At 68.2% G+C, this 24,494-nt stretch carries 19 protein-coding genes and 2 pseudogenes; 14 read left to right on the top strand and 7 right to left on the bottom strand.

Annotated elements, in window-relative coordinates:
• Positions 1 to 164 precede the first annotated feature (164 nt).
• The 6 genes and pseudogenes from WT26_RS17515 (at position 165) to WT26_RS17490 (ending at position 5,530) form a co-directional block, all read left to right on the top strand.
• Complete coding sequence (locus tag WT26_RS17515; RefSeq protein ID WP_021164091.1) at positions 165 to 827, top strand: response regulator; 663 nt, start codon at positions 165 to 167, stop codon at positions 825 to 827.
• 3 nt (positions 828 to 830) lie between these two features.
• A complete protein-coding gene (locus WT26_RS17510; protein WP_069273387.1) occupies positions 831 to 2,177 on the top strand; it encodes an ATP-binding protein in 1,347 nt (448 codons plus the stop codon).
• 110 nt (positions 2,178 to 2,287) lie between these two features.
• The gene (locus WT26_RS17505; RefSeq protein ID WP_069273386.1) at positions 2,288 to 3,772 is read left to right on the top strand and encodes a DegQ family serine endoprotease; all 1,485 of its coding nucleotides are present in this window, start codon (positions 2,288 to 2,290) and stop codon (positions 3,770 to 3,772) included.
• Between the two features lie 69 nt (positions 3,773 to 3,841).
• A complete protein-coding gene (locus WT26_RS17500) occupies positions 3,842 to 4,270 on the top strand; it encodes a carboxypeptidase-like regulatory domain-containing protein (RefSeq protein ID WP_069273385.1) in 429 nt (142 codons plus the stop codon).
• Between the two features lie 168 nt (positions 4,271 to 4,438).
• A complete protein-coding gene (locus WT26_RS17495; protein WP_069273384.1) occupies positions 4,439 to 4,798 on the top strand; it encodes a DUF427 domain-containing protein in 360 nt (119 codons plus the stop codon).
• A 28-nt stretch (positions 4,799 to 4,826) separates the two neighbouring features.
• Positions 4,827 to 5,530: pseudogene (locus WT26_RS17490) on the top strand (CoxG family protein).
• 51 nt (positions 5,531 to 5,581) lie between these two features.
• Here the strand turns inward: WT26_RS17490 and WT26_RS17485 are convergent.
• Positions 5,582 to 6,568 carry a helix-turn-helix domain-containing protein gene (locus tag WT26_RS17485; protein WP_069273383.1) on the bottom strand — a complete coding sequence of 329 codons (987 nt, stop codon included), beginning with the start codon at positions 6,566 to 6,568 and terminating at the stop codon, positions 5,582 to 5,584.
• 83 nt (positions 6,569 to 6,651) lie between these two features.
• Between WT26_RS17485 and WT26_RS17480 the strand changes: the two are divergent.
• Positions 6,652 to 7,380: pseudogene (locus WT26_RS17480) on the top strand (cysteine hydrolase family protein).
• Positions 7,381 to 7,414: 34 nt separating this feature from the next.
• Here the strand turns inward: WT26_RS17480 and WT26_RS17475 are convergent.
• On the bottom strand, positions 7,415 to 8,053 hold the full coding sequence (locus WT26_RS17475; RefSeq protein WP_069273382.1) for a TetR family transcriptional regulator: 639 nt from the start codon (positions 8,051 to 8,053) through the stop codon (positions 7,415 to 7,417).
• A 403-nt stretch (positions 8,054 to 8,456) separates the two neighbouring features.
• Here WT26_RS17475 and WT26_RS17470 point away from each other — a divergent pair, with 403 nt between their 5' ends.
• From WT26_RS17470 to WT26_RS17460, 3 genes are read left to right on the top strand one after another with little or no spacing between them, the layout of a single operon-like run.
• Positions 8,457 to 9,743, top strand: coding sequence for an efflux RND transporter periplasmic adaptor subunit (locus WT26_RS17470; protein WP_069273381.1), 1,287 nt, complete (start codon positions 8,457 to 8,459; stop codon positions 9,741 to 9,743).
• 15 nt (positions 9,744 to 9,758) lie between these two features.
• Entirely contained in the window at positions 9,759 to 12,959 is a 3,201-nt protein-coding gene (locus WT26_RS17465; protein WP_069273380.1) for an efflux RND transporter permease subunit, read from the top strand.
• The gene (locus WT26_RS17460; RefSeq protein WP_069273379.1) at positions 12,959 to 14,482 is read left to right on the top strand and encodes an efflux transporter outer membrane subunit; all 1,524 of its coding nucleotides are present in this window, start codon (positions 12,959 to 12,961) and stop codon (positions 14,480 to 14,482) included. Before WT26_RS17465 ends, WT26_RS17460 begins: the two co-directional genes overlap by 1 nt.
• A 262-nt stretch (positions 14,483 to 14,744) precedes the next feature.
• On the opposite strand, the gene WT26_RS17455 is transcribed toward WT26_RS17460, so the two are convergent.
• Entirely contained in the window at positions 14,745 to 16,118 is a 1,374-nt protein-coding gene (locus WT26_RS17455; protein ID WP_069273378.1) for a nucleobase:cation symporter-2 family protein, read from the bottom strand.
• 415 nt (positions 16,119 to 16,533) lie between these two features.
• Between WT26_RS17455 and WT26_RS17450 the strand changes: the two genes are divergently transcribed.
• The 3 genes from WT26_RS17450 to fghA all read left to right on the top strand — a co-directional run bounded on the left by WT26_RS17450 (position 16,534) and on the right by fghA (position 20,113).
• Positions 16,534 to 17,973 carry an FGGY family carbohydrate kinase gene (locus tag WT26_RS17450; protein ID WP_069273377.1) on the top strand — a complete coding sequence of 480 codons (1,440 nt, stop codon included), beginning with the start codon at positions 16,534 to 16,536 and terminating at the stop codon, positions 17,971 to 17,973.
• A 168-nt stretch (positions 17,974 to 18,141) separates the two neighbouring features.
• The gene (locus tag WT26_RS17445; protein WP_006483756.1) at positions 18,142 to 19,248 is read left to right on the top strand and encodes an S-(hydroxymethyl)glutathione dehydrogenase/class III alcohol dehydrogenase; all 1,107 of its coding nucleotides are present in this window, start codon (positions 18,142 to 18,144) and stop codon (positions 19,246 to 19,248) included.
• Positions 19,249 to 19,264: 16 nt separating this feature from the next.
• Positions 19,265 to 20,113: an S-formylglutathione hydrolase gene (fghA, locus tag WT26_RS17440; RefSeq protein WP_069273376.1), complete on the top strand. Its 849-nt coding sequence runs from the start codon at positions 19,265 to 19,267 to the stop codon at positions 20,111 to 20,113.
• Positions 20,114 to 20,217: 104 nt separating this feature from the next.
• On the opposite strand, the gene WT26_RS17435 is transcribed toward fghA, so the two are convergent.
• Genes WT26_RS17435 through WT26_RS17420 form a run of 4 tightly spaced genes read right to left on the bottom strand, consistent with a single transcriptional unit; the run spans position 20,218 to position 23,341 of the window.
• On the bottom strand, positions 20,218 to 21,003 hold the full coding sequence (locus WT26_RS17435) for a metal ABC transporter permease (protein ID WP_069273375.1): 786 nt from the start codon (positions 21,001 to 21,003) through the stop codon (positions 20,218 to 20,220).
• Entirely contained in the window at positions 20,996 to 21,886 is an 891-nt protein-coding gene (locus tag WT26_RS17430) for an ABC transporter ATP-binding protein (protein WP_059531485.1), read from the bottom strand. The genes WT26_RS17435 and WT26_RS17430 overlap by 8 nt, the downstream gene beginning before the upstream one ends.
• Positions 21,887 to 21,900: 14 nt before the next feature.
• Positions 21,901 to 22,824, bottom strand: a complete 924-nt coding sequence (locus WT26_RS17425) for a metal ABC transporter solute-binding protein, Zn/Mn family (protein ID WP_059531488.1) — start codon at positions 22,822 to 22,824, stop codon at positions 21,901 to 21,903.
• A gap of 46 nt (positions 22,825 to 22,870) precedes the next feature.
• Positions 22,871 to 23,341: a Fur family transcriptional regulator gene (locus WT26_RS17420; RefSeq protein WP_069273374.1), complete on the bottom strand. Its 471-nt coding sequence runs from the start codon at positions 23,339 to 23,341 to the stop codon at positions 22,871 to 22,873.
• 355 nt (positions 23,342 to 23,696) lie between these two features.
• Here WT26_RS17420 and WT26_RS17415 point away from each other — a divergent pair, with 355 nt between their 5' ends.
• The gene (locus tag WT26_RS17415; protein WP_059531491.1) at positions 23,697 to 24,473 is read left to right on the top strand and encodes an L-iditol 2-dehydrogenase; all 777 of its coding nucleotides are present in this window, start codon (positions 23,697 to 23,699) and stop codon (positions 24,471 to 24,473) included.
• Positions 24,474 to 24,494: the final 21 nt, after the last annotated feature.

The raw sequence follows: 24,494 nt of genomic DNA, 5'->3' as shown, positions 1-24,494 counted from the left end.
GCGGGTGCGTGAGCGAGGCGCGCGCGGCGCCAAAGCGCACATTGTAGAGACAAGTTGGGTCGGATCCGATGAAACCGCCGGGGTGTGGTGCACGATGCCGCGCACGCAATCCGCGGCGCTACAATGCTCGGCATGATTCACTCGTCCCACGGATGCCGACCCAGATGCGGATTCTGCTTGTCGAAGATGATCGAATGATTGCCGAAGGCGTGCGCAAGGCGTTGCGCTCGGACGGCTTTGCGGTCGACTGGGTGCAGGACGGCGACGCCGCGCTCACGGCGCTCGGCGGCGAGACGTACGATCTGCTGCTGCTCGATCTCGGGCTGCCGAAGCGCGACGGCATCGACGTGCTGCGCACGCTGCGCGCGCGCGGGCTGGCGCTGCCGGTGCTGATCGTCACCGCGCGCGACGCGGTGGCCGATCGCGTGAAGGGCCTCGACGCGGGCGCCGACGACTACCTCGTCAAGCCGTTCGACCTCGACGAGCTCGGCGCGCGAATGCGCGCGCTGATCCGCCGCCAGGCGGGGCGCAGCGAATCGCTGATCCGCCACGGCGCGCTGACGCTCGATCCCGCGTCGCACCAGGTGACGCTCGACGGCGCGCCCGTCGCGCTGTCCGCGCGCGAGTTCGCGCTGCTCGAGGCGCTGCTCGCGCGGCCCGGCGCGGTGCTGTCGAAGAGCCAGCTCGAGGAGAAGATGTACGGCTGGGGCGAGGAGATCGGCAGCAACACGGTCGAGGTCTACATTCACGCGCTGCGCAAGAAGCTCGGCTCCGACCTGATCCGCAACGTGCGCGGGCTCGGCTACATGGTCGTGAAGGAAAGCTGACGCGTGAGGTCGATTCGTCATCAACTGCTGATCTGGCTGCTCGCGATCGTCGTCGCGGGCGTGGGCATCGCGGGCTGGCTGATCTACCGGCAGGCGCTCGCCGAGGCGAACGAACTGTTCGACTACCAGTTGCAGGAAATTGCCGCGGCGCTGCCGTCGGAGCCGTTCTCGCAGGTGTTCGGCTCGCGTACCAACGGCGACGAAGGCATCGTGATCCAGATCTGGAACCGCAACGGCGTGCTGATGTACTTCTCGCATCCGCGTGCGCCGATCGCGCCGCGCGCGGAGCTCGGTTTCTCGACCGAGCGCACCGATCGCGGCGAATGGCGCGTGTACGGGGCGATCGTCGGCGACAACGTCGTGCAGCTCGCGCAGCCGCTGTCGGTGCGCAACCGGCTCGCGGCGAACGTCGCGCTGCGCACGCTGTGGCCGCTGATCGTGCTGCTGCCGTTCCTCGGCGCGGCCGTGTGGGTGATCGTCGGGCGCGGGCTCGCGCCGCTCGGCCGTGTGACGCGCGCAGTCGAGGCGCGCCGGCCGGAAGCGCTCGATCCGCTGCCCGATGCGCGCCTGCCGCTCGAGGTGCAGCCGCTCGTGCGGGCGCTGAACGGGCTGCTCGCGCGGCTGTCGGCGGCGCTCGACACGCAGAAGGCGTTCGTCGCCGACGCCGCGCACGAACTGCGCACGCCGCTCGCGGCCGTGCAGATCCAGGCGCAACTCGTCGCCCGCGCGAAGGACGACGCATCGCGCCGCGAGGCGGTCGCGGATCTCCAGGATGGCGTGTCGCGCGCGACGCGTCTCACGGAGCAACTGCTCGCGCTCGCCCGCTCGGAACCGGACGGCGGGACGATGCGCGAACCGGTCGACCTGCAGGCGCTGCTCGCCGAATGCGTGGCCGCGCTTGCGCCGCTCGCGCAGCGGCGCGACATCGATCTCGGCTTCGAGGAGACGCACGCGGCGAGCGTCGTCGCGGACGTCGGCGCGCTGCGCGTGATGTTCGGCAACCTGCTCGACAACGCGGTGAAGTACACGCCGGACGGCGGCCGCATCGACGTGTCGCTCACCCGCGACGCGGCCGGCCGCGCGTGCGTGCAGATCGGCGACAGCGGGCCCGGCATCCCGGCCGACGAGCGCGAGCGCGTGTTCGACCGTTTCTACCGCGACAGCTCCGCACGGGCGCGCACCGATGTGTCGGGCAGCGGGCTCGGGCTCGCGATCGTCAAGCGCGTGGCGGCACAGCAGGGCGCGACGGTGTCGCTCGGCGACGCGGCCGCGGGCGGCCTGCTCGTCAGCGTCGTGTTCCGCGACGCCGAGATGCCGGCCGAGGCGCCGCAGCCTTCCGAATCCGCGTGACGTGTGCCGCCGGACGGGCGCCGGCAGCCGCTTAAGCCCCGCTTAAGGCTGATTAAGCCTCCTTTAAGTCAGGGTCGTTACGCTGCGTCCTAACAAGAGGAGGTCCTACGATGAACACCCGATTCCTTGCGCGCGGCGCCGTCGCGGTCGCCGTGGCGGCCGCCCTGTCCGCCGGTTATGTCGCCGGCACCCGCCGCGCCGATCCGCAGATCATCACGCCCGCGCAGGCTGCCGCGCTGATGCCGGCCGAAGCGGCCGCCAAGACCGGCATTCCCGATTTCTCCGGGCTCGTCGAGACTTACGGCCCGGCGGTGGTGAACATCAGCGCGAAGCATGTCGTGAAGCAGGTGTCGCGGCGTGTGCCGCAGCCGCAGCTGCCGATTGATCCGAGCGATCCGTTCTACCAGTTCTTCAAGCACTTCTATGGCCAGGTGCCGGGCATGGGCGGCGACGCGCAACCGGACGACCAGCCGAGCGCGAGCCTCGGTTCCGGGTTCGTCATCAGCTCCGACGGGTACATCCTCACCAATGCGCACGTGATCGACGGCGCGAACGTCGTCACGGTCAAGCTGACCGACAAGCGCGAATACAAGGCGAAGGTCGTCGGCTCGGACAAGCAGTCCGACGTCGCGGTGCTGAAGATCGATGCGAGCGGCCTGCCGACCGTGAAGATCGGCGATCCGGCGCAGAGCAAGGTCGGCCAGTGGGTCGTCGCGATCGGCTCGCCGTACGGCTTCGACAACACGGTCACGTCGGGCATCATCAGCGCGAAGTCGCGCGCGCTGCCGGACGAGAACTACACGCCGTTCATCCAGACCGACGTGCCGGTGAACCCCGGCAACTCGGGCGGCCCGCTGTTCAACCTGCAGGGCGAGGTGATCGGCATCAACTCGATGATCTATTCGCAGACGGGCGGCTTCCAGGGCCTGTCGTTCGCGATCCCGATCAACGAGGCGATCAAGGTGAAGGACGAACTCGTGAAGACGGGCCATGTAAGCCGCGGCCGTCTCGGCGTCGCCGTGCAGGGGCTGAACCAGACGCTCGCGAGCTCGTTCGGACTGCAGAAGCCGGACGGCGCGCTCGTCAGTTCGGTCGATCCGAACGGCCCGGCCGCGAAGGCCGGCCTGCAGCCGGGTGACGTGATCCTGTCGGTCAACGGCGCGCCGGTTGCCGATTCGACGTCGCTGCCCGCGCAGATCGCGAACCTGAAGCCGGGTTCGAAGGCCGACCTGCAGATCTGGCGCGACAAGTCGAAGAAGTCGATCAGCGTGACGCTCGGCGCGATGGCCGATGCGAAGCTCGCGTCGAACGACGGCGGACCGGTCGAGCAGGGGCGCCTGGGCGTCGCGGTGCGTCCGCTGTCGCCGCAGGAGCGCAGCGCGACGCAGCTGTCGCACGGCCTGATCGTGCAGCAGGCCGGCGGGCCGGCCGCCAACGCGGGCATCCAGCCCGGTGACGTGATCCTCGCGGTCAACGGCCGCCCGGTCACGAGCCCCGAGCAGTTGCGCGACGCGGTCAAGGGCGCGGGCAACAGTCTTGCTCTGCTGATCCAGCGCGATAATGCACAGATCTTCGTGCCGGTCGACCTGAGCTGACCGGCACGCGCCGCCGGCCCGCCGCCGGCGGCGCGAACGGGCCTCCGTTCCGATCCAGAGGAGAGAGCCATGCAATATCTACGCAACGTGTCCCGATTTGCCGTCGCCGCGGCGCTGGCCGCCGGCCTCGCGGCCGGCGCGTACGCGCAGTCGGACGGCTTGCCCGCCGCGCGCCAGCAGGGCGACGTCACCTTCGTGTCCGGCGGCGTCGGGCAGGACGAATCGACGGCGTTCCAGCGCAACGAGGCGCAATGGCCGCTGGCACTGCGCTTTACCGGCAAGGGCGGCGAGTTCCTGGCCGACGTTCATGTGCGGATCGTCGACGGCAAGGGCGACGAGGTGCTGAAGACCGACGCGCGCGGGCCGTACATGCTCGTGAAGGTGCCGCCGGGCCGCTATACGGTGCATGCGTCGTACCAGGGCAAGGACGAGACGCGCAGCGTCACGGTGACCGCGAAGGGCAGCGCCAGGCAGGCGTTCACCTGGTCCGCAAAATAGACGGCAATGAGAGACGGCAATGAGCCGGCAATGTCCGGTTGGTGGCGACAGTCGCGCAATTCGTGCGACTTTCGCCCATAATGAAAGCCACGGCACCCGTGCCGTGGCTTTTGTGCTTCTTGGTGCGCACCCCGGCCCGCCTGCCGGGCCGTCCGTAGGAGGAGATCGATGACCGCTGCAGCCGATCCTCGTCTCGAAATCGTGCCGAACCGTCATCGCGTGCGCGTGATCCATCGCGGCATCACCTACGCCGATTCGCACGGCGCGCTGACCGTGCGCGAAACGGGCCTGCCGGACACCCACTACCTGCCGCGCCGCGACGTCAACATGCGCCGGCTCGTGCGGTCGCGCCTGACGACCGTCTGCGGGCTGAAGGGGCAAGCGATCTATTTCGACTTGCAGACGGAAGACGGCGTGATCGAGAACGCCGCATGGAGTTACGAGGAACCGAAGGAGGCGGCGTCGGCGCTCGCGCGCTACGTCGCCTTCGACGCCGCACGGATCGACAGTCTCGTCGAGACGTCCTGATGCGGCGCGCGTTCATCGGGGAGGCGTCATGGAACTGAACGACACATTGCGCATACCGCTCGCGCCGCCCGTCGTGCGGGCGGCATTCGAGGATCTCGCGCTGCTGCGCGCGAGCTTCGATCATTGCGAATCGTTCGTGAAGCTTGCGGACGGCGAGTTCGCGCTGACGATCACGGTGCCGCTCGGCCCGCTGCGCGCCCGCTACGACGTGCGGGCGCATGTCGCGAGCGAGCAGGGCGATGCGGAGGGGCGGCCGCGCCGGACCCTGAACTTCAAGGCGCGGGCCGACGGGCTCGGCGCGCTGCGCGGCCAGGTCGAACTCGTGCTGATGCCGGAGACGACGCGAACGCCACGCGCATCGAGTACGTGGTCTGGGCGACGGCGAGCGGCCCGCTCACCGAGCTGCCGGGGCGGCAGATCGAAAATGCGCTGCGCGAATGGACCGACGATTTCTTCCGTGAATTCTGCGCAGTCGTCCAGGCGAAGCACGGTCTCGCACCGAATCGCGCGCGCTCGGCCGCGCCGCGGCGCCAGCACGTGTTCCTGCGGCCGGCGTCGCTCGCGGGGACCGCGAAACGTCCGCCGCTGCAGCACCTCGGCGGCGCGCTGACCGGCCGGGCGGCCAGCGCGGTCCATCAACGCGAATCCTCTCCGGTGCCCGTGTGGGCGTGGGCCGCGATGATCGTCTTCGTCGCGCTGCTGCTCTACGCGGCGCGCTGGATCAACGGCTGAGCGCAACTCCCGCAGGCCGCGTCCCGCAGGCCGCCGCGCATGCGGCGGCCGTCACCTCGGCGCGTCCGCCGCCGTTCCCCGAAATTCCCTTCGATACGCCGATGGCGACGTGCCGAGCGCGCCCGCGAAATGCTGGCGCAGCGACACGCTCGACCCGTAGCCGGCCGCCTGCGCGATCGCGTCGATCGACTGCCCGGTGGTTTCCAGCAGATGCTGCGCGCGCGCCAGCCGTTCGGCCTGCAGCCACGCGGTGACGGTCGTGCCGGTCGCCTGGCGGAAGTGGCGCGTGAACGTGCGCCGGCTCATCAGCACGCGCTCGGCAAGCGAATCGACGCTGTGCGCGGCGTCGAGGTGCGCGCGCACCCAGTCGAGCAGGCCCGCGAGCCGCGCATCGCGCGGGTGCGCGGCGACCGGCTGCGGCACGTATTGCGCCTGCCCGCCCTGACGGTGCGGCGGGATCACGAGGCGGCGCGCGATCTGGTTCGCGGCGTCCGAGCCGAAGCGCCGCCGCACGACGTGCAGGCAGCAGTCGAGCCCCGCGGCCGTGCCGGCGGACGTCATCAGGTTGCCGTCGTCCACGTACAGCACGTCCGGGTCGAGCTTCACGCGCGGGAAGCGTTGCGCGAAGTCGTCGGCCCATGCCCAGTGCGTGGTGGCCGGGCGACCGTCGAGCAAGCCGGCCGCGGCGAGCACGTACGCGCCGAGGCACAGCCCGACGAGCTGCGCGCCGCGCGCGGCGACCGCGCGGACGGCGTCGAGCAGCACGTCGGGCGGCGCTTCGTCCGGGTCGCGCCACGCCGGCACGATGACGATGTCCGCGTCGTCGAGCGCATCGAGCCCGAGCGGGGCCGAGATCGTGAAACCGCCCGTCGTCGACAGCGGGCCGCGCTCGGCCGAGCAGACGCGGAACTCGAACGCGGGCGACGCGGCCGCGTCGCGTTCCTTGCCGAACACGACAGACGGCACCGACAGGTGGAACGGGCTGATGCCGTCGTACGCGATCACGGCAACGACGGTGGGAGAAGAGACGGCGGGCATGGCGGGCTCCGGATGGGTGATGGCCCGATTCTATCGAAGAATGGCTATCGGGCCACTGTCGGGGCCGGCGCCGCGGCTCGACAATGCATCGCATCGCGCTGCCGACTGCGCCCGTTGCGGGGCGGGGCGGCGCGTCCGAACCAGGAGAACAACATGTCGAAGCCCGCTTCAAAGCCCATCGGCCGCCGCGCACTGATCGTGATCGACGTCCAGAACGAGTACGTGACGGGCAACCTGCCGATCGAATATCCGCCGCTCGACGTGTCGCTCGCGAACATCGGCCGCGCGATCGATGCCGCGCATGCGGCCGGCGTGCCCGTGATCGTCGTCCAGCACGTGGCGCCGGCCGGCGCGCCGATCTTCGCGCCCGGCACCGACGGCGTCGAACTGCATCCGGTGGTTGCGTCGCCGGCCGGCCGTACGCGCACCTGATCGAGAAGACGCGCGCAAGCTCGTTTGCCGGAACCGACCTTGCCGCATGGCTCGATGCGCACGGGATCGACACGCTCGCGGTGGCCGGCTACATGACGCACAACTGCAATGCGTCGACGGTCTATCACGCGGCGCATGCGGGGCTGAATGTCGAATACCTGAACGACGCGACGGGCGCGCTGCCGTACGAGAACGAAGCAGGCGCGGCGAGCGCCGAGGAGATTCACCGCGCGTACGCGGTGGTGTTCCAGTCGAATTTCGCGGCCGTAATGTCCACCGATGCGTGGATCGCGGGGCTGGCGGACGGCGCGATGCCGGCGCGCGAGTCGGTGTCCGCGTCGAACCGGCGGGCCCGCGCGCGGCGCGCGAAGGCGGCCTGACGGTGCCGCCGCGTGCGCCGGCGCGCGCGGCGCGTCAGTCGTCCTTCAGCATCGCCGGGCTGTAGCGCAGCATGTCGAAACAGCCGTCGACGAGCTTTTCCGCATGCTGCTCGGCGTCGATCTCGTCGGGCAGCATCAGCATGTCGCGCACGAAACCGCTGACGAGCGTGTGCAGCATCAGCGTCGCGCGCCACGTATCGAGCCGCTCGGGCAGCAGCTTGAGCCGCACGGCCCCTGCGAGATCGGCGTCGATCGCGTGCAGCGCCTCGCTCATCCCGGCGCGGTTGCGCTGCAGCAGCGGCTCCAGGTCCGCGACGTATTCGCACTTCATGAACAGGATGCTGAACACGCGGCGCAACTGCGCGTCGCGCTGCACGCCGAGCAGGCACCAGATCAGGATCTGGCGGATCTTGTCGAGCGGATTGCCGCCCGGCGCGTCGGCCGGCAGCTTCTTCAGTTCGTCGATCGGCAGAAACACGCGGTCGAACATCGCGTCGAACAGTTCGCTCTTGTTCGCGAAATGCCAGTAGATTGCGCCGCGCGTCACGCCGGCATGTTGCGCGATGTCCGCGAGCGACGTATGCGACACGCCTTTCTCGAAGAACACGTGCTCGGCGGCGTCGAGAATGCGATTGCGCGTCTCGAGCGCCTCCTCCTTGGTACGTCTGACCATGTGCAGGCCTGGGGGAGATCGATCGGTGGGCGAAACAATAAGGTTCGCATCCCTCGCCGTACCCGTGCAAACGGGCTATCCTAGCGGCTCGTAACGTTTCGTAATACCAGCGGTCGCGGCGGCGCAGGGTCTTTTTACATACATTCATGAATGTATATACAATACCACCCTACGATCGAATGACCCAAGTGGCAATCAGTTAATATCCCACTCTGCTGATTCCCGCCAAAGTACCAGTCCGCAGTTGCGGGGCAACCTGTCGGCACGGAGGTTTCGTGCCGCTTGCTGTATCTAGCAGTCCAGTAATTCAGGTGTTCGATCTGCGCCGTGAGGCGCATCCGTGTTGCGCTCGCTCCGGTCGGGTGCGGCACTTATTCCATTGGTTATACACAGAGGTCGCTCCATGCGCGTCGAACGGGTTCCATACCGCTTAATCACTGTCGCGACGGCCGCCGTTTTCCTGGCCGCGTGCGGGAAAAAAGAATCGGCACCGCCGCCGCAAACGCCGGAAGTCGGCGTCGTCACCGTCCAGCCGCAAGCCGTACCGGTCTTCACCGACCTGCCGGGCCGCACCAGCGCGTTCCTCGTCGCGCAGGTCCGCGCGCGGGTCGACGGCATCGTGCTGCGCCGTGAATTCACCGAAGGCACCGACGTCAAGGCCGGTCAGCGCCTCTACAAGATCGACCCGGCGCCTTACATCGCGCAGCTGAACAGCGCCAAGGCAACGCTCGCGAAGGCGCAGGCGAACCTGGTCACGCAGAACGCGCTGGTCGCACGCTACAAGGTGCTGGTGGCCGCGAACGCGGTCAGCAAGCAGGACTACGACAACGCGGTGGCCACGCAAGGCCAGGCCGCGGCGGACGTCGCGGCCGGCAAGGCGGCGGTCGATACCGCGCAGATCAACCTCGGCTATACCGATGTGGTTTCGCCGATCACCGGCCGCGTCGGCATCTCGCAGGTGACGCCGGGCGCGTACGTGCAGGCGAGCCAGGCGACGCTGATGTCGACGGTGCAGCAGCTCGATCCGGTGTATGTGGACCTCACGCAGTCGAGCCTCGAAGGGCTGAAGCTGCGCCAGGACGTGCAGAGCGGCCGCCTGAAGACGTCCGGCCCGGGCGCGGCGAAGGTGTCGCTGATCCTGGAAGACGGCAAGACCTATTCGGAGGCGGGCAAGCTGCAGTTCTCGGACGTGACGGTCGACCAGACCACGGGCTCGGTGACGATCCGCGCGGTCTTCCCGAACCCGGGCAAGGTGCTGCTGCCGGGCATGTTCGTGCGCGCACGGATCGAGGAAGGCGTGAACGAGAACGCGTTCCTGGTGCCGCAGATCGGCGTCACGCACGACCAGAAGGGCCAGGCGATCGCGATGGTGGTGAACGCCAGCAACAAGGTCGAGCCGCGTCCGCTGAAGACGACGGGCATGCAGGGCCCGAACTGGGTCGTCGAAGGGGGGCTGCAGGCGGGCGATCACGTGATCGTGCAGGGCGTCGACAAGGTGCGCCCGGGTGCGACCGTGAAGACGGTTGCGGCCCAACTCGCGCAGGCGCAGGGCGCCGCCGCAGGGGCTGCAGCGCCGGCCGCCGCGCCGTCGTCGGGTTCGTCGCCCGCCGCGGCGTCGCCTGCCGCCTCGTCGGCTGCAGCGTCGGGCGCTGCGCCGGCGAGTGCTGCCGCTGCTTCGAGCGCGCAATAACAGGGAGCCTGTTTCATGGCAAAGTTTTTTATCGATCGCCCGATCTTCGCGTGGGTGATCGCCATCATCCTGATGCTGGCCGGGGTTGCGGCGATCTTCACGCTGCCGATCTCGCAGTATCCGACGATCGCGCCGCCATCGATCCAGATCACCGCGAACTACCCGGGCGCTTCCGCGAAGACGGTGGAAGACACGGTGACGCAGGTGATCGAGCAGCAGATGAGCGGTCTCGACAACTTCCTGTACATGTCGTCGACCAGTGACGACTCGGGCAACGCGACGATCACGCTGACCTTCGCGCCGGGCACCAACGCCGACATCGCGCAGGTCCAGGTGCAGAACAAGCTGTCGCTCGCGACGCCGATCCTGCCGCAGGTCGTGCAGCAGCTCGGCCTTTCGGTGACGAAGTCGAGCAGCAGCTTCCTGCTGGTGCTCGCCTTCAACTCCGAAGACGGCAGCATGAACAAGTACGACCTCGCGAACTTCGTGGCGTCGCACGTGAAGGATCCGATCAGCCGGTTGAACGGCGTCGGTACCGTCACGCTGTTCGGCTCGCAGTACGCGATGCGGATCTGGCTCGACCCGAACCGTCTCACCAACTACGGCCTCACGCCGGTCGACGTCAGCTCCGCGATCACCGCGCAGAACGTGCAGATCGCGGGCGGCCAGATCGGCGGCACGCCGGCCACGCCGGGCACGATGCTGCAGGCGACGATCACCGAATCGACGCTGCTGCAGACGCCCGAGCAGTTCGGCAACATCCTGCTGAAGGTCAACCAGGACGGCTCGCAGGTTCGCCTGAAGGACGTCGGGCAGATCGGCCTCGGCGGCGAAAACTACAACTTCGACACGAAGTACAACGGTCAGCCGACCGCGGCACTCGGTATCCAGCTCGCGACCAACGCGAACGCGCTCGCGACCGCGAAGGCCGTGCGCCAGCAGGTGGACACGCTGTCGAAGTACTTCCCGCATGGCCTGTCGGTGTCGTATCCGTACGACACGACGCCGTTCGTGAAGCTGTCGATCGAGGAAGTGGTCAAGACGCTGCTCGAAGGCATCGTGCTCGTGTTCCTCGTGATGTATCTGTTCCTGCAGAACCTGCGGGCGACGATCATCCCGACGATCGCGGTGCCGGTCGTGCTGCTCGGCACGTTCGCGATCATGTCGATGGTGGGCTTCTCGATCAACACGCTGTCGATGTTCGGCCTCGTGCTCGCGATCGGCCTGCTGGTCGACGATGCGATCGTGGTGGTGGAGAACGTCGAGCGCGTGATGGCGGAGGAGGGGTTGTCACCGAAGGAGGCGACCCGCAAGGCGATGGGCCAGATCACCGGCGCACTGGTCGGCGTGGCGCTGGTGCTGTCGGCGGTGTTCGTGCCGGTGGCGTTCTCGGGCGGCTCGGTCGGCGCAATCTATCGCCAGTTCTCGCTGACGATCGTGTCGGCGATGGTGCTGTCGGTGCTCGTCGCGTTGATCCTGACGCCGGCACTGTGCGCGACGATCCTCAAGCCGATCCCGCAAGGGCATCACGAAGAGAAGAAGGGCTTCTTCGGCTGGTTCAACCGCACGTTCAACAACAGCCGCGACAAGTACCACGTCGGCGTGCACCACGTGATCAAGCGTTCGGGTCGCTGGCTCATCATCTATCTGGTCGTGATCGTCGCGGTCGGGCTGCTGTTCGTGCGCCTGCCGAAGTCGTTCCTGCCCGATGAAGACCAGGGCCTGATGTTCGTGATCGTGCAGACGCCGTCGGGTTCGACGCAGGAAACGACCGCGAAGACGCTCGCGAACATTTCCGACTACCTGCTGAAGGACGAGAAGGAAATCGTCGAATCGGCGTTCACGGTCAACGGCTTCAGCTTCGCGGGCCGCGGCCAGAACTCCGGTCTCGTGTTCGTGCGCCTGAAGGACTACTCGCAGCGCCAGCATGCGAACCAGAAGGTGCAGGCGCTGATCGGCCGGATGTTCGGGCGCTACTCGCAGTACAAGGACGCGATGGTGATCCCGTTCAACCCGCCGTCGATTCCCGAACTCGGTACGGCCGCCGGCTTCGACTTCGAGCTGACGGACAATGCCGGTCTCGGCCACGATGCGCTGATGGCCGCGCGTAACCAGCTGCTCGGGATGGCCTCGAAGGATCCGACGCTGCAGGGCGTGCGCCCGAACGGCCTGAACGATACGCCGCAGTACAAGGTCGACATCGACCGCGAGAAGGCGAACGCGCTCGGCGTGACGGCTGCGGCGATCGACCAGACGTTCTCGATCGCATGGGCGTCGCAGTACGTGAACAACTTCCTGGATACCGACGGCCGGATCAAGAAGGTGTACGTGCAGGCGGACGCGCCGTTCCGGATGACGCCGGAAGACCTGAACATCTGGTACGTGCGCAACAGTGCCGGTGGCATGGTGCCGTTCAGCGCGTTCTCGACCGGCCACTGGAGCTACGGGTCGCCGAAGCTGGAACGCTATAACGGCGTATCGTCGATCGAGATCCAGGGGCAGGCAGCGGAGGGCAAGTCGACCGGCCAGGCGATGGCCGCGATGGAAGCGCTCGCGAGCAAGCTGCCGGAAGGTATCGGCTACTCGTGGACGGGCCTGTCGTTCCAGGAAATCCAGTCCGGCTCGCAGGCGCCGATCCTGTACGCGATCTCGATCCTCGTCGTGTTCCTGTGTCTGGCGGCACTGTATGAAAGCTGGTCGATCCCGTTCTCGGTGATCATGGTGGTGCCGCTCGGCGTGATCGGGGCACTGCTTGCGGCGACGATGCGTGGTCTGGAAAACGACGTGTTCTTCCAGGTCGGCCTGCTGACTACCGTGGGCTTGTCCGCGAAGAACGCGATCCTGATCGTCGAGTTCGCGCGCGAACTGCAGCAGACGGAGAAGATGGGGCCGATCGAGGCCGCGCTGGAAGCGGCGCGCCTGCGGCTGCGTCCGATCCTGATGACGTCGCTCGCGTTCATTCTCGGCGTTTTGCCGCTCGCGATCAGCAACGGCGCGGGTTCGGCCAGCCAGCACGCGATCGGCACGGGCGTGATCGGCGGGATGATCACGGCGACGTTCCTCGCGATCTTCATGATCCCGATGTTCTTCGTGAAGATCCGTGCGATCTTCAGCGGCGAGAAGGAAGACGTCGACGAGGCGCTGCGTCTCGCGCAGGATCACATGCACCAGGCGGAGAAGGGCGACCACGGCGACGACGAGAAGAAGGGGCAGTGATGATGCAAAAACACGCTTTGACTGCAATCGCGGTCGCGCTCTTTGCCACGGGCTGCACGATGGCGCCGCATTACAAGCGGCCCGACGCGCCCGTCGCGCAGGCGTACCCGGCCGGCGGCGTCTACGCGACGCAGCCGGGTGCGGCCGGCGCGCGCAGCGCGAACGGCCAGGCGGCGACCGCCATCGGCTGGCGCGAATTCTTCGTCGATCCGCGCCTGCAGCGGCTGATCGAGATCGCGCTGAAAAACAACCGCGACCTGCGCGTGTCGGTGCTGAACATCGAGGCGGCGCGCGCGCAGTACCAGATCACGCGCGCGGAGCTGTTCCCGACGCTCGACGCGGTGGGCACCGGCAATCGCCAGCGGCTGCCGAACGCGCTGACGGCGATCCCGGGGCGCAACATCACGACGACCTACAACGTCGGGCTGTCCGCGTCGTGGGAGCTCGATCTGTTCGGCCGCGTGCAGAGCCTGAAGGACCAGGCGCTCGCGAAATACCTCGCGACCGCGCAGGCCCGCAAGGCGTCGGAGATCGCGCTGGTCGCGCAGGTCGCGGACCAGTACCTGACGCTGTTGTCGACCGACGACCTGCTGAAAGTCACGGAGAACACGCTGAAGTCCGCTCAGGCGCAATACGACCTGACGAAGCTGCAGTTCGACAACGGCACGGGCTCCGAACTCGAGCTGCGCCAGGCGCAGACGGTGGTCGAGCAGGCGCTGTCGAACCAGCAGGCGCAGGCGCGCGCCCGCGCGCAGGCGGTGAACGCGCTGGTGCTACTGATCGGCGAGCCGCTGCCGGACGACCTGCCGGCAGGCATGCCGCTCGACGCGCAGAACCTGCTGACGGACGTGCCGGCCGGGTTGCCGTCGGATCTGCTGACGCGTCGTCCGGACGTGATGCAGGCCGAGCAGGCGCTGCTGGCCGCGAATGCGAACATCGGCGCGGCACGCGCGGCGTTCTTCCCGCGCATCTCGCTGACGGGCGCGTTCGGCACCGGCAGCCCGACGCTGGGCGGCCTGTTCAAGGCCGGCACGGCGGCGTGGTCGTTCGCGCCGCAGATCACGATGCCGATCTTCGAGGGCGGGCAGAACATCGCGAACCTGAACCTCGCGAACGTGCAGAAACGCATCGAGATCGCGAACTACGAGAAGGCGATCCAGTCGGCATTCCGCGAAGTGGCGGACGGTCTGGCCGCACGCGGCACGTACGATCAGCAGATCGCGGCGCTCGAGCGCAACGAGCACGCGCAGCAGCGACGTTTCGACCTGTCGGACCTGCGCTACAAGAACGGCGTCGACAGCTACCTGTCGGTGCTGACCGCGCAGACCGATCTGTACTCGGCACAGCAGACGCTGATCAACGCCCGTCTGGCGCGCTGGACGAACCTCGTCACGCTGTACCGCGCATTGGGCGGCGGCTGGATCCAGCGGGCCGGCGAGACGCCGCGTCCGGCCGACCAGCCGGTCGACTACGGCAAGGCGGCTGCGCCTGCACCGGCGTCGGCCGCTGCGGCGAAGGGCTGAGCGCCGCCGGTCATCGCGATGCATGGCGGGCAACCGCCAGCGTCGAGCCGGCGGGCGTTGCGTGGGTAACGCAACCCGGGATACGCACGCAACGCCCCGCACATGACGACGCCACGGATGAAAATCCGTGGCGTTGTTTTTTGGGCGGGGGCTTTGCACGTGCAAAGTTGGCGCGCGTGCCGGACGCAAACAAAAACGCCACGACAATGCCGTGGCGTGTTCCGGTCCGGACGCAGCGCCGCATCGCGGCGCGATCGGGCGGTCAGTGCAGGTCGGCCGGCCGCCCGTCGAAATCATGACCGGCGCGGCGGATGTCGCATTTCGCTTCCTTCTCGCCTTTCACGCCGTTGAACACGATGTTCAGGATCACGGCCGATGCCGACGCCAGCAGGATGCCGCTGTGCAGGATCGGGGCGAGCGCGGGCGGCAGCTTCGAGAAGAAGTGCGGCGACACGACCGGCACGAGGCCCATGCCGACGCTCACCGCGACGATGAACAGGTTGTGCGAGTTGTTCACGAAGTCGACCTTCGACAGCACCTTGATGCCGTTCGCGGCCACCATCCCGAACATCACGATGCCCGCACCGCCGAGCACGAACGGCGGCACCGATGCGACGACCTGCGCCATCTTCGGGAACAGCCCGAGCAGCACGAGGATCACGCCGCCCGTCGCACACACGAACCGGCTCTTCACGCCCGTCACGCCGATCAGGCCGACGTTCTGCGAGAACGACGTATGCGGGAACGAGTTGAAGATGCCGCCGATCAGCGTGCCGAGGCCGTCGACGCGCAGGCCGCGCACGAGGCGCTCCTGGTTGACCGGACGATCGACCATGTCGCCGACCGCGAGGAACATGCCGGTCGACTCGATGAACGTGACGAACATCACCGTGACCATCGTCACGATCGACAGCGGGTCGAAGTGCGGCATGCCGAAGTGGAACGGCATCACGATGCCGACCCAAGGTGCGTGCGCGACGCCGTCGGTATTCACGCGGCCGATCGCGAACGCGATCGCGAAGCCTGCGACGATGCCGAGCAGCACCGAGATGTTCGCGATGAAGCCGCGGCCGAACTTGTTGATCAGCAGGATCAGCGTCAGCACGAGCAGCGACAGGCCGAGATAGACGGGGCTGCCGTACTCGGGGTTGCCGACGCCGCCGGCCGCCCAGTTGATGCCGACTTCCATCAGCGACAGCCCGATCACCGCGATCACGGTGCCGACCACCACCGGCGGGAAGAACCGCAGCAGCTTGCCGATCATCGGTGCGAGCACGATGCCGATGATGCCGGCCGCGATCGTCGAGCCGAAGATGTCGAGAATGCCGAGGCCGGGGTTCGTGCCGATCGCGATCATCGGGCCGACTGCCGCGAACGTGCAGCCCATGATGACGGGCAGGCGGATGCCGAAGATCCACAGGCCCAGCGTCTGGATCAGCGTGGCGATGCCGCACGAAAACAGATCGGCGCTGATCAGGAACGCGATCTGGTCTTTCGGCAGCTTGAGCGCGGCGCCAACGATAAGTGGCACGGCGACAGCGCCGGCGTACATGACGAGGACGTGTTGCAGGCCAAGCGTTACCAGCTTGCCGGTCGGCAGCACCTCATCGCACGGATGGACCGTGTTCGATTGCATCTGTCTCACTCCATGATCTTGTTTTCGGGGTGATACGAAGTTATGCGGAATGGATCCACGCAACAAGAGCGCTGGGTACTATTCCGTTCTTTGCTGGTTCGATATGCCATTTGGGCATGAAACAGGGTGTCGATCATCGGGAAACTGCCGCAGGAGTGAGGGTTCCCGGTTTTATAGCCCTTCAAAATAGCGCTGGCCCCCGTGTCAAATATCGGCCGCTTTATGGTGTGTATCGCAATTCGGGAATAGTGGTCATTTCAGGGTGTGAAATAAGACACCGGGTTAACCCGCGAACGGGTGTTTTAAAGCACGTGGCGAGTTCGATCGCATTCGCAATTCACGATCGCGAAAAAATGGGGCGCATATTGCGATCCCGCTATCATCGATGCTTGTCCATTCAAATCGTCGCTTCGTCATGCGCCTGCTCGGAATCGACCTCGGCACCGGCTCCGTCAAACTCGTCACGCTCGATGCCGACGGCGTCGAGCGTGCGGTCGCGAGCGAACCCTATGCGCTGTCGTCGCCGCAGCCCGGCTGGGCCGAGATCGCGCCCGACACGTGGTGGCAGGCGCTCGTGCGCGCGGCCGCGCGGTTGCCGGCCGGCGAGCGCGCGCAGGTGGCGGCGATCGGGTTCTCGGGGCAGATGCACGGCGTCGTGCTGATCGACGCGGCCGGGCAGCCGGTGCGGCCCGCGCTGCTGTGGCCCGACACGCGCGCCGCGCGCCTCGCCGCCGCGGCGGACTGGCCGGACGCGCCGAACCCGGTCGCGCCGGGGATGGCCGGCCCGCTGCTGCGCTGGGCGGCCGCAAGCGAGCCGGCGGCGCTACGCGCCGCGCGCTGGGCCGTGCAGCCGAAGGACTGGTTGCGCGTCGCACTGGGCGGCGACGTCGCGGCCGACCCGAGCGACGCGTGCGCGACCGCGCTCGCGACGCCCGACGGCGCATGGGATGCCGCGCTGCTCGACGCGCTCGGCCTGCCGCGCGCGCTGTTTGCGCCGGTGCGCGCGTCGACGGCGCCGTGCGGCGGGCTCGCCGCGCAGGCGGCCGCGGCACTCGGCCTGCCGGCCGGCGTGCCGCTGGCGACGGGCGCGGCCGACACCGCATGCGCGGCCCTCGGCAGCGGGCTCGCCGCCGCCGGCGATGCGCTGCTGACGACGGGCAGCGGCGGCCAGATCGTCGTGCTCGCGGATGTGCTGCCGCCCGCGCGGCGAGGGTTGCATCGCTATCGCGCGGCGGCCGGCGGCGGCTACTACACGATGGCCGCGATGCAGAACGTCGGGCTCGCGCTCGAAGCCGTGCGCGGCTGGCTCGGCTACGCGAGCTGGCCGGCCGCCTACGACGATGCGTTCGCGCAGGCTGCGTCGGAACGTCTGTGCTTCCTGCCGTACCTGACGGGCGAGCGTTCGCCGTGGATGAACCCCGACGCGCGCGGCGGCTGGCTCGGCCTCGGGCTCGGCGACACGCGCGGCGCGATGATGCGCGCCGCGTTCGAAGGCGTCGCGTTCGCGTTGCGCGCCGGGCTCGATGCCATTCGTGCGGAGGGCGCGGAGGGCCGCGCGGTCGCATCGCTGCGCCTGGCCGGCGGCGGCTCGGTCGATCCGCGCTGGCGCCAACTGCTTGCCGACTCACTGGGCGCGTCGCTTCACGCGATCGACTGCCCGAACGCCGCGACACGCGGCGCCGCGCTGCTGGCGGGAGTCGCGATCGGGCACTGGCGGGAAGACGCGCTGCACGCGTTGGCGCCGGCCGCGTCGCCGGTGGCGGCGCCGTGCGGCGACCGCGCGCTCGCGACGCGGCACGCGCGCTTCATCGACCTGTATGCCCGGGCGGATGCATGGTTCACGACGGGCGCTTAAAATCGGGCACTTGTTCTTTTGCGTCAGCGATGACGCATTCGGGCAATACGACGGCTGTTTCCCGCACGCGGCGCGTGCGTCGATCGGCCATCATGGGGAGCACGATTTCACTCGACATGCCGCGCGACGCCGCGCGGCATGTCCACGTCTACCGATAGGAGTCACACGATGAAGACGAAAGCCGCGATTGCATGGAAGGCGGGCGCACCGCTGACGATCGAGGAAGTCGATCTCGAAGGGCCGCGCGCAGGCGAAGTGCTGATCGAGGTGAAGGCGACGGGCATCTGCCACACCGATTACTACACGCTGTCGGGCGCCGATCCGGAAGGGATCTTCCCGGCGATCCTCGGCCATGAAGGCGCGGGCGTCGTGGTCGACGTCGGCCCCGGCGTCGGCACCGTGAGGAAGGGCGACCACGTGATTCCGCTCTACACGCCCGAATGCCGCGAGTGCAAGTTCTGCCTGTCGCGCAAGACCAACCTGTGCCAGAAGATCCGCGCGACGCAGGGCAAGGGCCTGATGCCCGACGCGACGTCGCGTTTCTCGCTCGACGGCAAGCCGCTGTTCCACTACATGGGCACGTCGACGTTCTCGAACTACATCGTCGTGCCGGAAATCGCGGTCGCGAAGGTGCGCGAGGACGCGCCGTTCGACAAGATCTGCTACATCGGCTGCGGCGTGACGACGGGCGTCGGCGCGGTCGTGTACTCGGCGAAGGTCGAGGCCGGCGCGAACGTCGTCGTGTTCGGCCTCGGCGGCATCGGCCTGAACGTGATCCAGGGCGCGAAGATGGTCGGCGCGGACAAGATCATCGGCGTCGACATCAACCCGAAGCGCGTCGAGCTCGCGAAGAAGTTCGGGATGACGCACTTCATCAACCCGAACGAAGTCGAGAACGTCGTCGACCACATCGTGCAGCTGACCGACGGCGGTGCGGACTACTCGTTCGAATGCGTGGGCAACGTGAAGCTGATGCGCCAGGCGCTCGAGTGCACGCACAAGGGCTGGGGCCAGTCGTTCATCATCGGCGTGGCGGCAGCGGGCGAGGAAATCAGCACGCGTCCGTTCCAGCTGGTGACGGGCCGCGAGTGGAAGGGCTCGGCGTTCGGCGGCGCGCGCGGCCGCACCGACGTGCCGAAGATCGTCGACTGGTACATGGAAGGCAAGATCAACATCGACGACCTGATCACGCATACGCTGCCGCTCGAGCGGATCAACGAAGGCTTCGACCTGATGAAGGCCGGCGAGTCGATCCGTTCGGTCGTGCTGTACTGACCGGGAGCGCACCGCGATGCTCGAACTCGTTTCCTCGCATGCGTGCCACGGCGGCGAGCAGCGTTTCTACCGTCACGATTCGGCGGCCATCGGCCTGCCGATGAAGTTCTCGGTGTACCTGCCGCCGCAGGCCGCGCACGGCCGCGTGCCGGCGCTGTTCTATCTCGCGGGGCTCACGTGCACCGACGAGACGTTCGCGATCAAGGCCGGCGCGCAGCAATACGCGGCGCGGCACGGCATCGCGCTCGTGATGCCGGACACGAGCCCGCGCGGCGCGGGCGTGCCGGGCGAGACCGACGCGTGGGACTTCGGCGTCGGCGCGGGCTTCTATGTCGACGCGACCGAAGCGCCGTGGTCCACGCATTACCGGATGGAGTCGTACGTGACGGGTGAGCTGCGCGAACTCGTCACGGCCGAACTGCCGATCGACGGCGGGCGGCTCGGGATCTTCGGCCACTCGATGGGCGGCCACGGCGCGCTGACGCTTGCGCTGCGTCATCCCGGGCTGTACCGGTCGGTATCGGCGTTCGCGCCGATCGCGGCGCCGACACGCTGCCCGTGGGGCGAGAAGGCGTTCTCGGGTTACCTCGGCGACGATCGCGACGCATGGAAGGCGCACGATGCGAGCGAACTCGTCGCGCGTGCCGATGCGCCGAAGTTCGCGGACGGCATCCTCGTCGACCAGGGGCTGGCCGATCAATTCCTCGCGAACCAGCTGAACCCCGACGTGTTCGAGGCCGCGTGCGCGAAGGCCGGCCAGCCGCTGACGCTGCGCCGCCATCCGGGCTACGACCACGGCTACTACTTCATCTCGACGTTCGTCGCCGATCACATCGCGCATCACGCGCGCGTGCTCGGGCGATGACCGTGTGACCGGCGTCGCGCGGGTCGCGCAATCAAGAACGCCGGCGTGCCTTCGAAGGCACGCCGGCGTTTTGCATGATGCGTGCAGTCACGCCGCCGCGTGCGTCACGCGTGCCGCCGCAACAGGCTCGCGCCGTACACGAGCGCCGACAGCGCGGTGATCCAGAAGCTCGTCGGCCAGTCGGTGTGATACGCGAGCACGATGCCGAGCCATGCTTCGAACAACGCGAACAACGCGGCGAGCAGCACGCCGGTCGACAGCCGTGTCGTCACGTTCTGCGCGGCGGCAGCCGGCCCGACCAGCAGCGTGAACACCAGCAGCACGCCGACGATCTGCGTGGCCGCGGCCACGGCGAGCGCGCACACCGCGAGGAACAGCGTCGACACCGTGCGCAGCGACACGCCCTTGGCTTCGGCCAGCTCGGGCTGCAGCGACGCGAACAGCAGCGGCCGCGCGATCAGCGCGAGCGCGAGCAGGCTCACGGCGCCGATGCCGGCGAGCACCGCGAGCGTGTCGTGGCTCACCGCGAGCACGTTGCCGAACAGCAGCGCGGTGACCTGCGTCGCGAACGACGTGTAGAAATGCAGGAACAGCAGGCCGAAACCGAGCGCACCCGACAGGATCACGCCGATCGCGACGTCGCGGCCCGCGAGTTTTTCGCCGAGCGCGCCCATCCCGATCCCGGCCGCGAGCGTGAAACCGACCATCCCCCAGATCGGCGAGATGCCGAGCAGCACGGCGCCCGTCGCGCCGGTGAAGCCGACGTGCGACAGCGCATGGCCGGCGAAGGTCTGCCCGCGCAGCACCAGGAAGTAGCCGACGATGCCCGCGAGCACCGCGACGATCCCCGACGCCGCGAAGGCGTTGATCATGAAGTCGTATTCAAACATCGTGCGAATGCCCGGGATGGGCGTGTCCGTGGTGATGATGGCCGTGGCCGCCGCCACCGCCGTGCGCGTGACCGTCGTCGTCCTCGTGTTCGTGGTCGTGCTTCTCGATCTCGACGTCGCCCGACATCACGAAGATCTTGCCGTTCACGCGCATCACGTCGATCGGCGAGCCGTAGAGCCGCGACAGCACCGGCTTCGTGATCACCTCGTCGACGGTGCCGAGCGCCGCGACGCCGTTGCCGAGATACAGCACACGGTCGAGCGCGTTCAACAGCGGATTCAGTTCGTGCGCGGAGAACAGCACGGTGATGCCGAGCTCGCGCTGCACGTTGCGCACGAGTTCGACGACGCCGCGCTGGTGGTTCGGGTCGAGGCTGATCAGCGGCTCGTCGAGCAGCAGCAGCTTCGGGCTGCCGAGCAGGCATTGCGCGAGCAGCAGGCGCTGCCGCTCGCCGCCGGACAGTTCCGACAGCGGCCGGCGGGCAAGCGTCGGCCCGCCGACGAGATCGAGCACGCGGTCGACGTCGCGGCGCGTCGCCGCGTTCGTGTGCGGCAGCCCCCAGCGGTGGCCGTCGGCGGCCATCGCGACGAAGTCGTAGCCGCGCATCCGGCGGTTCGCAAGGCCGCTGCGAATCTGCGGCATGTAGCCGATCGACGCGTTGCCGCGTACGACCGGCACGCCGCCGACGGACAGCGTGCCGGCCGACACGGGCACGAGGCCGAGCACCGCGCGCATCAGCGTCGTCTTGCCCGCGCCGTTCGGCCCGAGTACGCCGACGAATTCGCCGGGTTCGATCGAGAAGCTGACGTCGCGCAGGATCGCGCGCCCGCCCAGTTCGAGCGTGACGCGATCGACGGCGAGTGCGTGGGGAGTGGCGGTCATGACGTTACGGTTGTTTATTTCTTGCCGGCGGCGAGCGCGGCCGAGAGCGCGTCGAGCTGGCCGGCCATCCATTGCTGGAAAGTCTTGCCGGCCGGCTGCGTCTCGGTGACGCTGACGGTCGGCACGCCGCCGTCGCGTGCGATCTTCAGCATGCGCTTGGTCATCGGTTCTTCGGCCTGGCTGTTGTAGATCAGCGCGCGCACCTGCTTCTTGCGCAGGTCGTTCTCGAACGCGGCGACGTCCTGCGCGCTGGCTTCGGTGTCGTTCATCGTCGCGAGCTGGAAGCGCTGGTTGCGCATGTCGAGGCCGATCGCGTCCGACAGGTAGCCGAATACCGGCTCGGTGGCCGTCACGGGCACGCCCTTGTACTGCGCGCGCAGCGCGGCGATCTTGTCGTCGACGGGCTTCAGCGACGCGACGAACTTCTGCAGGTTCGCATCGTATTCGGCCTTGTTCGCCGGGTCGGCGCGGCCGAGTTCGGCCGCGATCGCGCGTGCGGCGGCCGGCATCGTCGCCGGGTCGTACCACAGGTGCGGGTTGTCGCCGGCTTTCTTGCCGACCAGGTCGGCGACGACGATCGTCGCGCGCTTCGCCTGCTTCGACGCGCCCAGCAGCTTGCCCATCCACGGATCGTAGTTGGCGCCGTTGTAGATCACGACCTGCGCGTGCTGGAGCGCGCGGGCCGTCTTCGGGCTCGCTTCGAACAGGTGCGGATCCTGGTCGGGATTGCTGAGGATGCTCGTCACCGCGACATGGCTGCCGCCGATCTGCGACGCGACGTCGCCGTAGAAATTCTCGGCGGCGACGACGTTGACGGTCGCGGCCTGCGCGAACGCGGGCGCCGCAAGCGACAGGGCGGCGGCAGTGGAGAGCGCGGCGGCGAGCCGGCGGGCAGGCGACAAGGCGCGCCGCGGCGCGCGCTTCAGGGCAATGGACATGGAACTCCTCGTTGGAAGGGGCGGCGCGTGCGCCACCCGGTACGCGTCAGCGCTGCGCGGGCTTGCGCTTGCAGTGCCCGCACAGGCCGCTCAGCTCGACGACCTGATGGTGGACTTCGAAACCGTGCGCGGGCTCGCTCGCGGACAACTGCTTCGCGAGGTCGCCGCCGGGAATCTCGACGGTGTCGCCGCACGAATCGCAGATCAGGAACTGGCCTTCGTGCGGGACGCCGATCTCGCAGCACGCGAAGAACGCGTTCTTCGATTCGATCCGGTGGATGAAGCCGTGCTCGACGAGGAAATCCAGCGCGCGGTAGACGGTCGTGGGCGGCACGCGGCCGCGCTGCGGCTCGAGTTCGGCGAGCAGGTCGTATGCGCCGATCGGGCGCTGCGCGGACAGCACGCGTTCGTAGACCTGACGGCGCAGCGGCGTCCACGCGAGCCCGTGCTCGGCGGCGAATGCGTCGGCCCGGGACAGCCGGTCGGCGATGGACGCCGTTGACGATGAAGTAGCCATGGCGCAATGCGGGCAATGGAACGGGAATATCGCGATGATATAACGTATCGCCTTCCCGCGCATGCGGCCATCCGTCCCGTTTCTTCCCGCCCGCGCCGCAGCCGGCCCCGTCGCCCGCCCTGCGGCGCGTCCGCCCGCGCCGCAACCTGTCCCGCTCGCCGTTGTCCCGCCTGCGCCCGAGGCCGTCGGCGCGGCGCCGTTCTGCCGCACCGCATCATCGAAAACGGCCCGATCCGCCTTGACAGCCCCGGTTCCGTATCCGATCATTTGATCGCAATCAGAGCAATTATTCGTGCCGCGAGCGTTTGCTCATCTCGTGGCCCATCGCACAAGCAGAACGAACCGGAGACAGCCAGTGAGACTGGAAGACAAGGTCGCGATCCTGACGGGCGCCGCGAGCGGCATCGGCGAGGCGGTCGCGCAACGTTATCTGGACGAGGGCGCGCGCTGCGTACTCGTCGACCTGAAGCCTGCCGGCGGTTCGCTCGCGCGGCTCATCGAGGCGAACCCCGGCCGCGCGGTGGCCGTCACCGCGGACGTCACGCGCCGCGACGACATCGAGCGCATCGTCGCGACCGCCGTCGAGCGCTTCGGCGGCGTCGACATCCTGTTCAACAACGCGGCGCTGTTCGACATGCGCCCGATCCTCGACGAATCGTGGGACGTGTTCGACCGGCTGTTCGCGGTCAACGTGAAAGGGCTGTTCTTCCTGATGCAGGCCGTCGCGCAGCGGATGGTCGAGCAGGGGCGCGGCGGCAAGATCGTCAACATGTCGTCGCAGGCCGGGCGTCGCGGCGAGGCGCTCGTTTCGCACTACTGCGCGACCAAGGCCGCGGTGATCAGCTACACGCAGTCGGCCGCGCTCGCGCTCGCGCCGCACCGGATCAACGTGAACGGCATCGCGCCTGGCGTCGTCGACACGCCGATGTGGGAGCAGGTCGATGCGCTGTTCGCGCGCTACGAGAACCGGCCGCTCGGCGAGAAGAAGCGGCTCGTCGGCGAAGCCGTGCCGCTCGGCCGCATGGGCGTGCCGGGCGACCTGACCGGCGCCGCGCTGTTCCTCGCGTCGTCCGACGCCGATTACATCACCGCCCAGACGCTGAACGTCGACGGCGGCAACTGGATGAGCTGACGCGGGATGGGCCGACGCGGC

The sequence above is a fragment of the Burkholderia cepacia genome (assembly GCF_001718835.1).
GTDB lineage: Bacteria > Pseudomonadota > Gammaproteobacteria > Burkholderiales > Burkholderiaceae > Burkholderia > Burkholderia cepacia_F.
This window is presented reverse-complemented; position numbering and strand designations above follow the sequence as displayed.

Excerpts from the sequence above, each read along its gene's own strand:
- WT26_RS17430 (WP_059531485.1), bottom strand. The coding sequence starts at position 21,886 with ATGACCGCCACTCCCCACGCACTCGCCGTCGATCGCGTCACGCTCGAA.
- WT26_RS17500 (WP_069273385.1), top strand. The coding sequence starts at position 3,842 with ATGCAATATCTACGCAACGTGTCCCGATTTGCCGTCGCCGCGGCGCTG.
- WT26_RS17495 (WP_069273384.1), top strand. The coding sequence starts at position 4,439 with ATGACCGCTGCAGCCGATCCTCGTCTCGAAATCGTGCCGAACCGTCAT.
- WT26_RS17485 (WP_069273383.1), bottom strand. The coding sequence starts at position 6,568 with ATGCCCGCCGTCTCTTCTCCCACCGTCGTTGCCGTGATCGCGTACGAC.
- WT26_RS17475 (WP_069273382.1), bottom strand. The coding sequence starts at position 8,053 with ATGGTCAGACGTACCAAGGAGGAGGCGCTCGAGACGCGCAATCGCATT.
- WT26_RS17460 (WP_069273379.1), top strand. The coding sequence starts at position 12,959 with ATGATGCAAAAACACGCTTTGACTGCAATCGCGGTCGCGCTCTTTGCC.
- WT26_RS17505 (WP_069273386.1), top strand. The coding sequence starts at position 2,288 with ATGAACACCCGATTCCTTGCGCGCGGCGCCGTCGCGGTCGCCGTGGCG.
- fghA (WP_069273376.1), top strand. The coding sequence starts at position 19,265 with ATGCTCGAACTCGTTTCCTCGCATGCGTGCCACGGCGGCGAGCAGCGT.
- WT26_RS17425 (WP_059531488.1), bottom strand. The coding sequence starts at position 22,824 with ATGTCCATTGCCCTGAAGCGCGCGCCGCGGCGCGCCTTGTCGCCTGCC.
- WT26_RS17455 (WP_069273378.1), bottom strand. The coding sequence starts at position 16,118 with ATGCAATCGAACACGGTCCATCCGTGCGATGAGGTGCTGCCGACCGGC.
- WT26_RS17515 (WP_021164091.1), top strand. The coding sequence starts at position 165 with ATGCGGATTCTGCTTGTCGAAGATGATCGAATGATTGCCGAAGGCGTG.
- WT26_RS17435 (WP_069273375.1), bottom strand. The coding sequence starts at position 21,003 with ATGTTTGAATACGACTTCATGATCAACGCCTTCGCGGCGTCGGGGATC.
- WT26_RS17465 (WP_069273380.1), top strand. The coding sequence starts at position 9,759 with ATGGCAAAGTTTTTTATCGATCGCCCGATCTTCGCGTGGGTGATCGCC.
- WT26_RS17450 (WP_069273377.1), top strand. The coding sequence starts at position 16,534 with ATGCGCCTGCTCGGAATCGACCTCGGCACCGGCTCCGTCAAACTCGTC.
- WT26_RS17470 (WP_069273381.1), top strand. The coding sequence starts at position 8,457 with ATGCGCGTCGAACGGGTTCCATACCGCTTAATCACTGTCGCGACGGCC.
- WT26_RS17445 (WP_006483756.1), top strand. The coding sequence starts at position 18,142 with ATGAAGACGAAAGCCGCGATTGCATGGAAGGCGGGCGCACCGCTGACG.
- WT26_RS17420 (WP_069273374.1), bottom strand. The coding sequence starts at position 23,341 with ATGGCTACTTCATCGTCAACGGCGTCCATCGCCGACCGGCTGTCCCGG.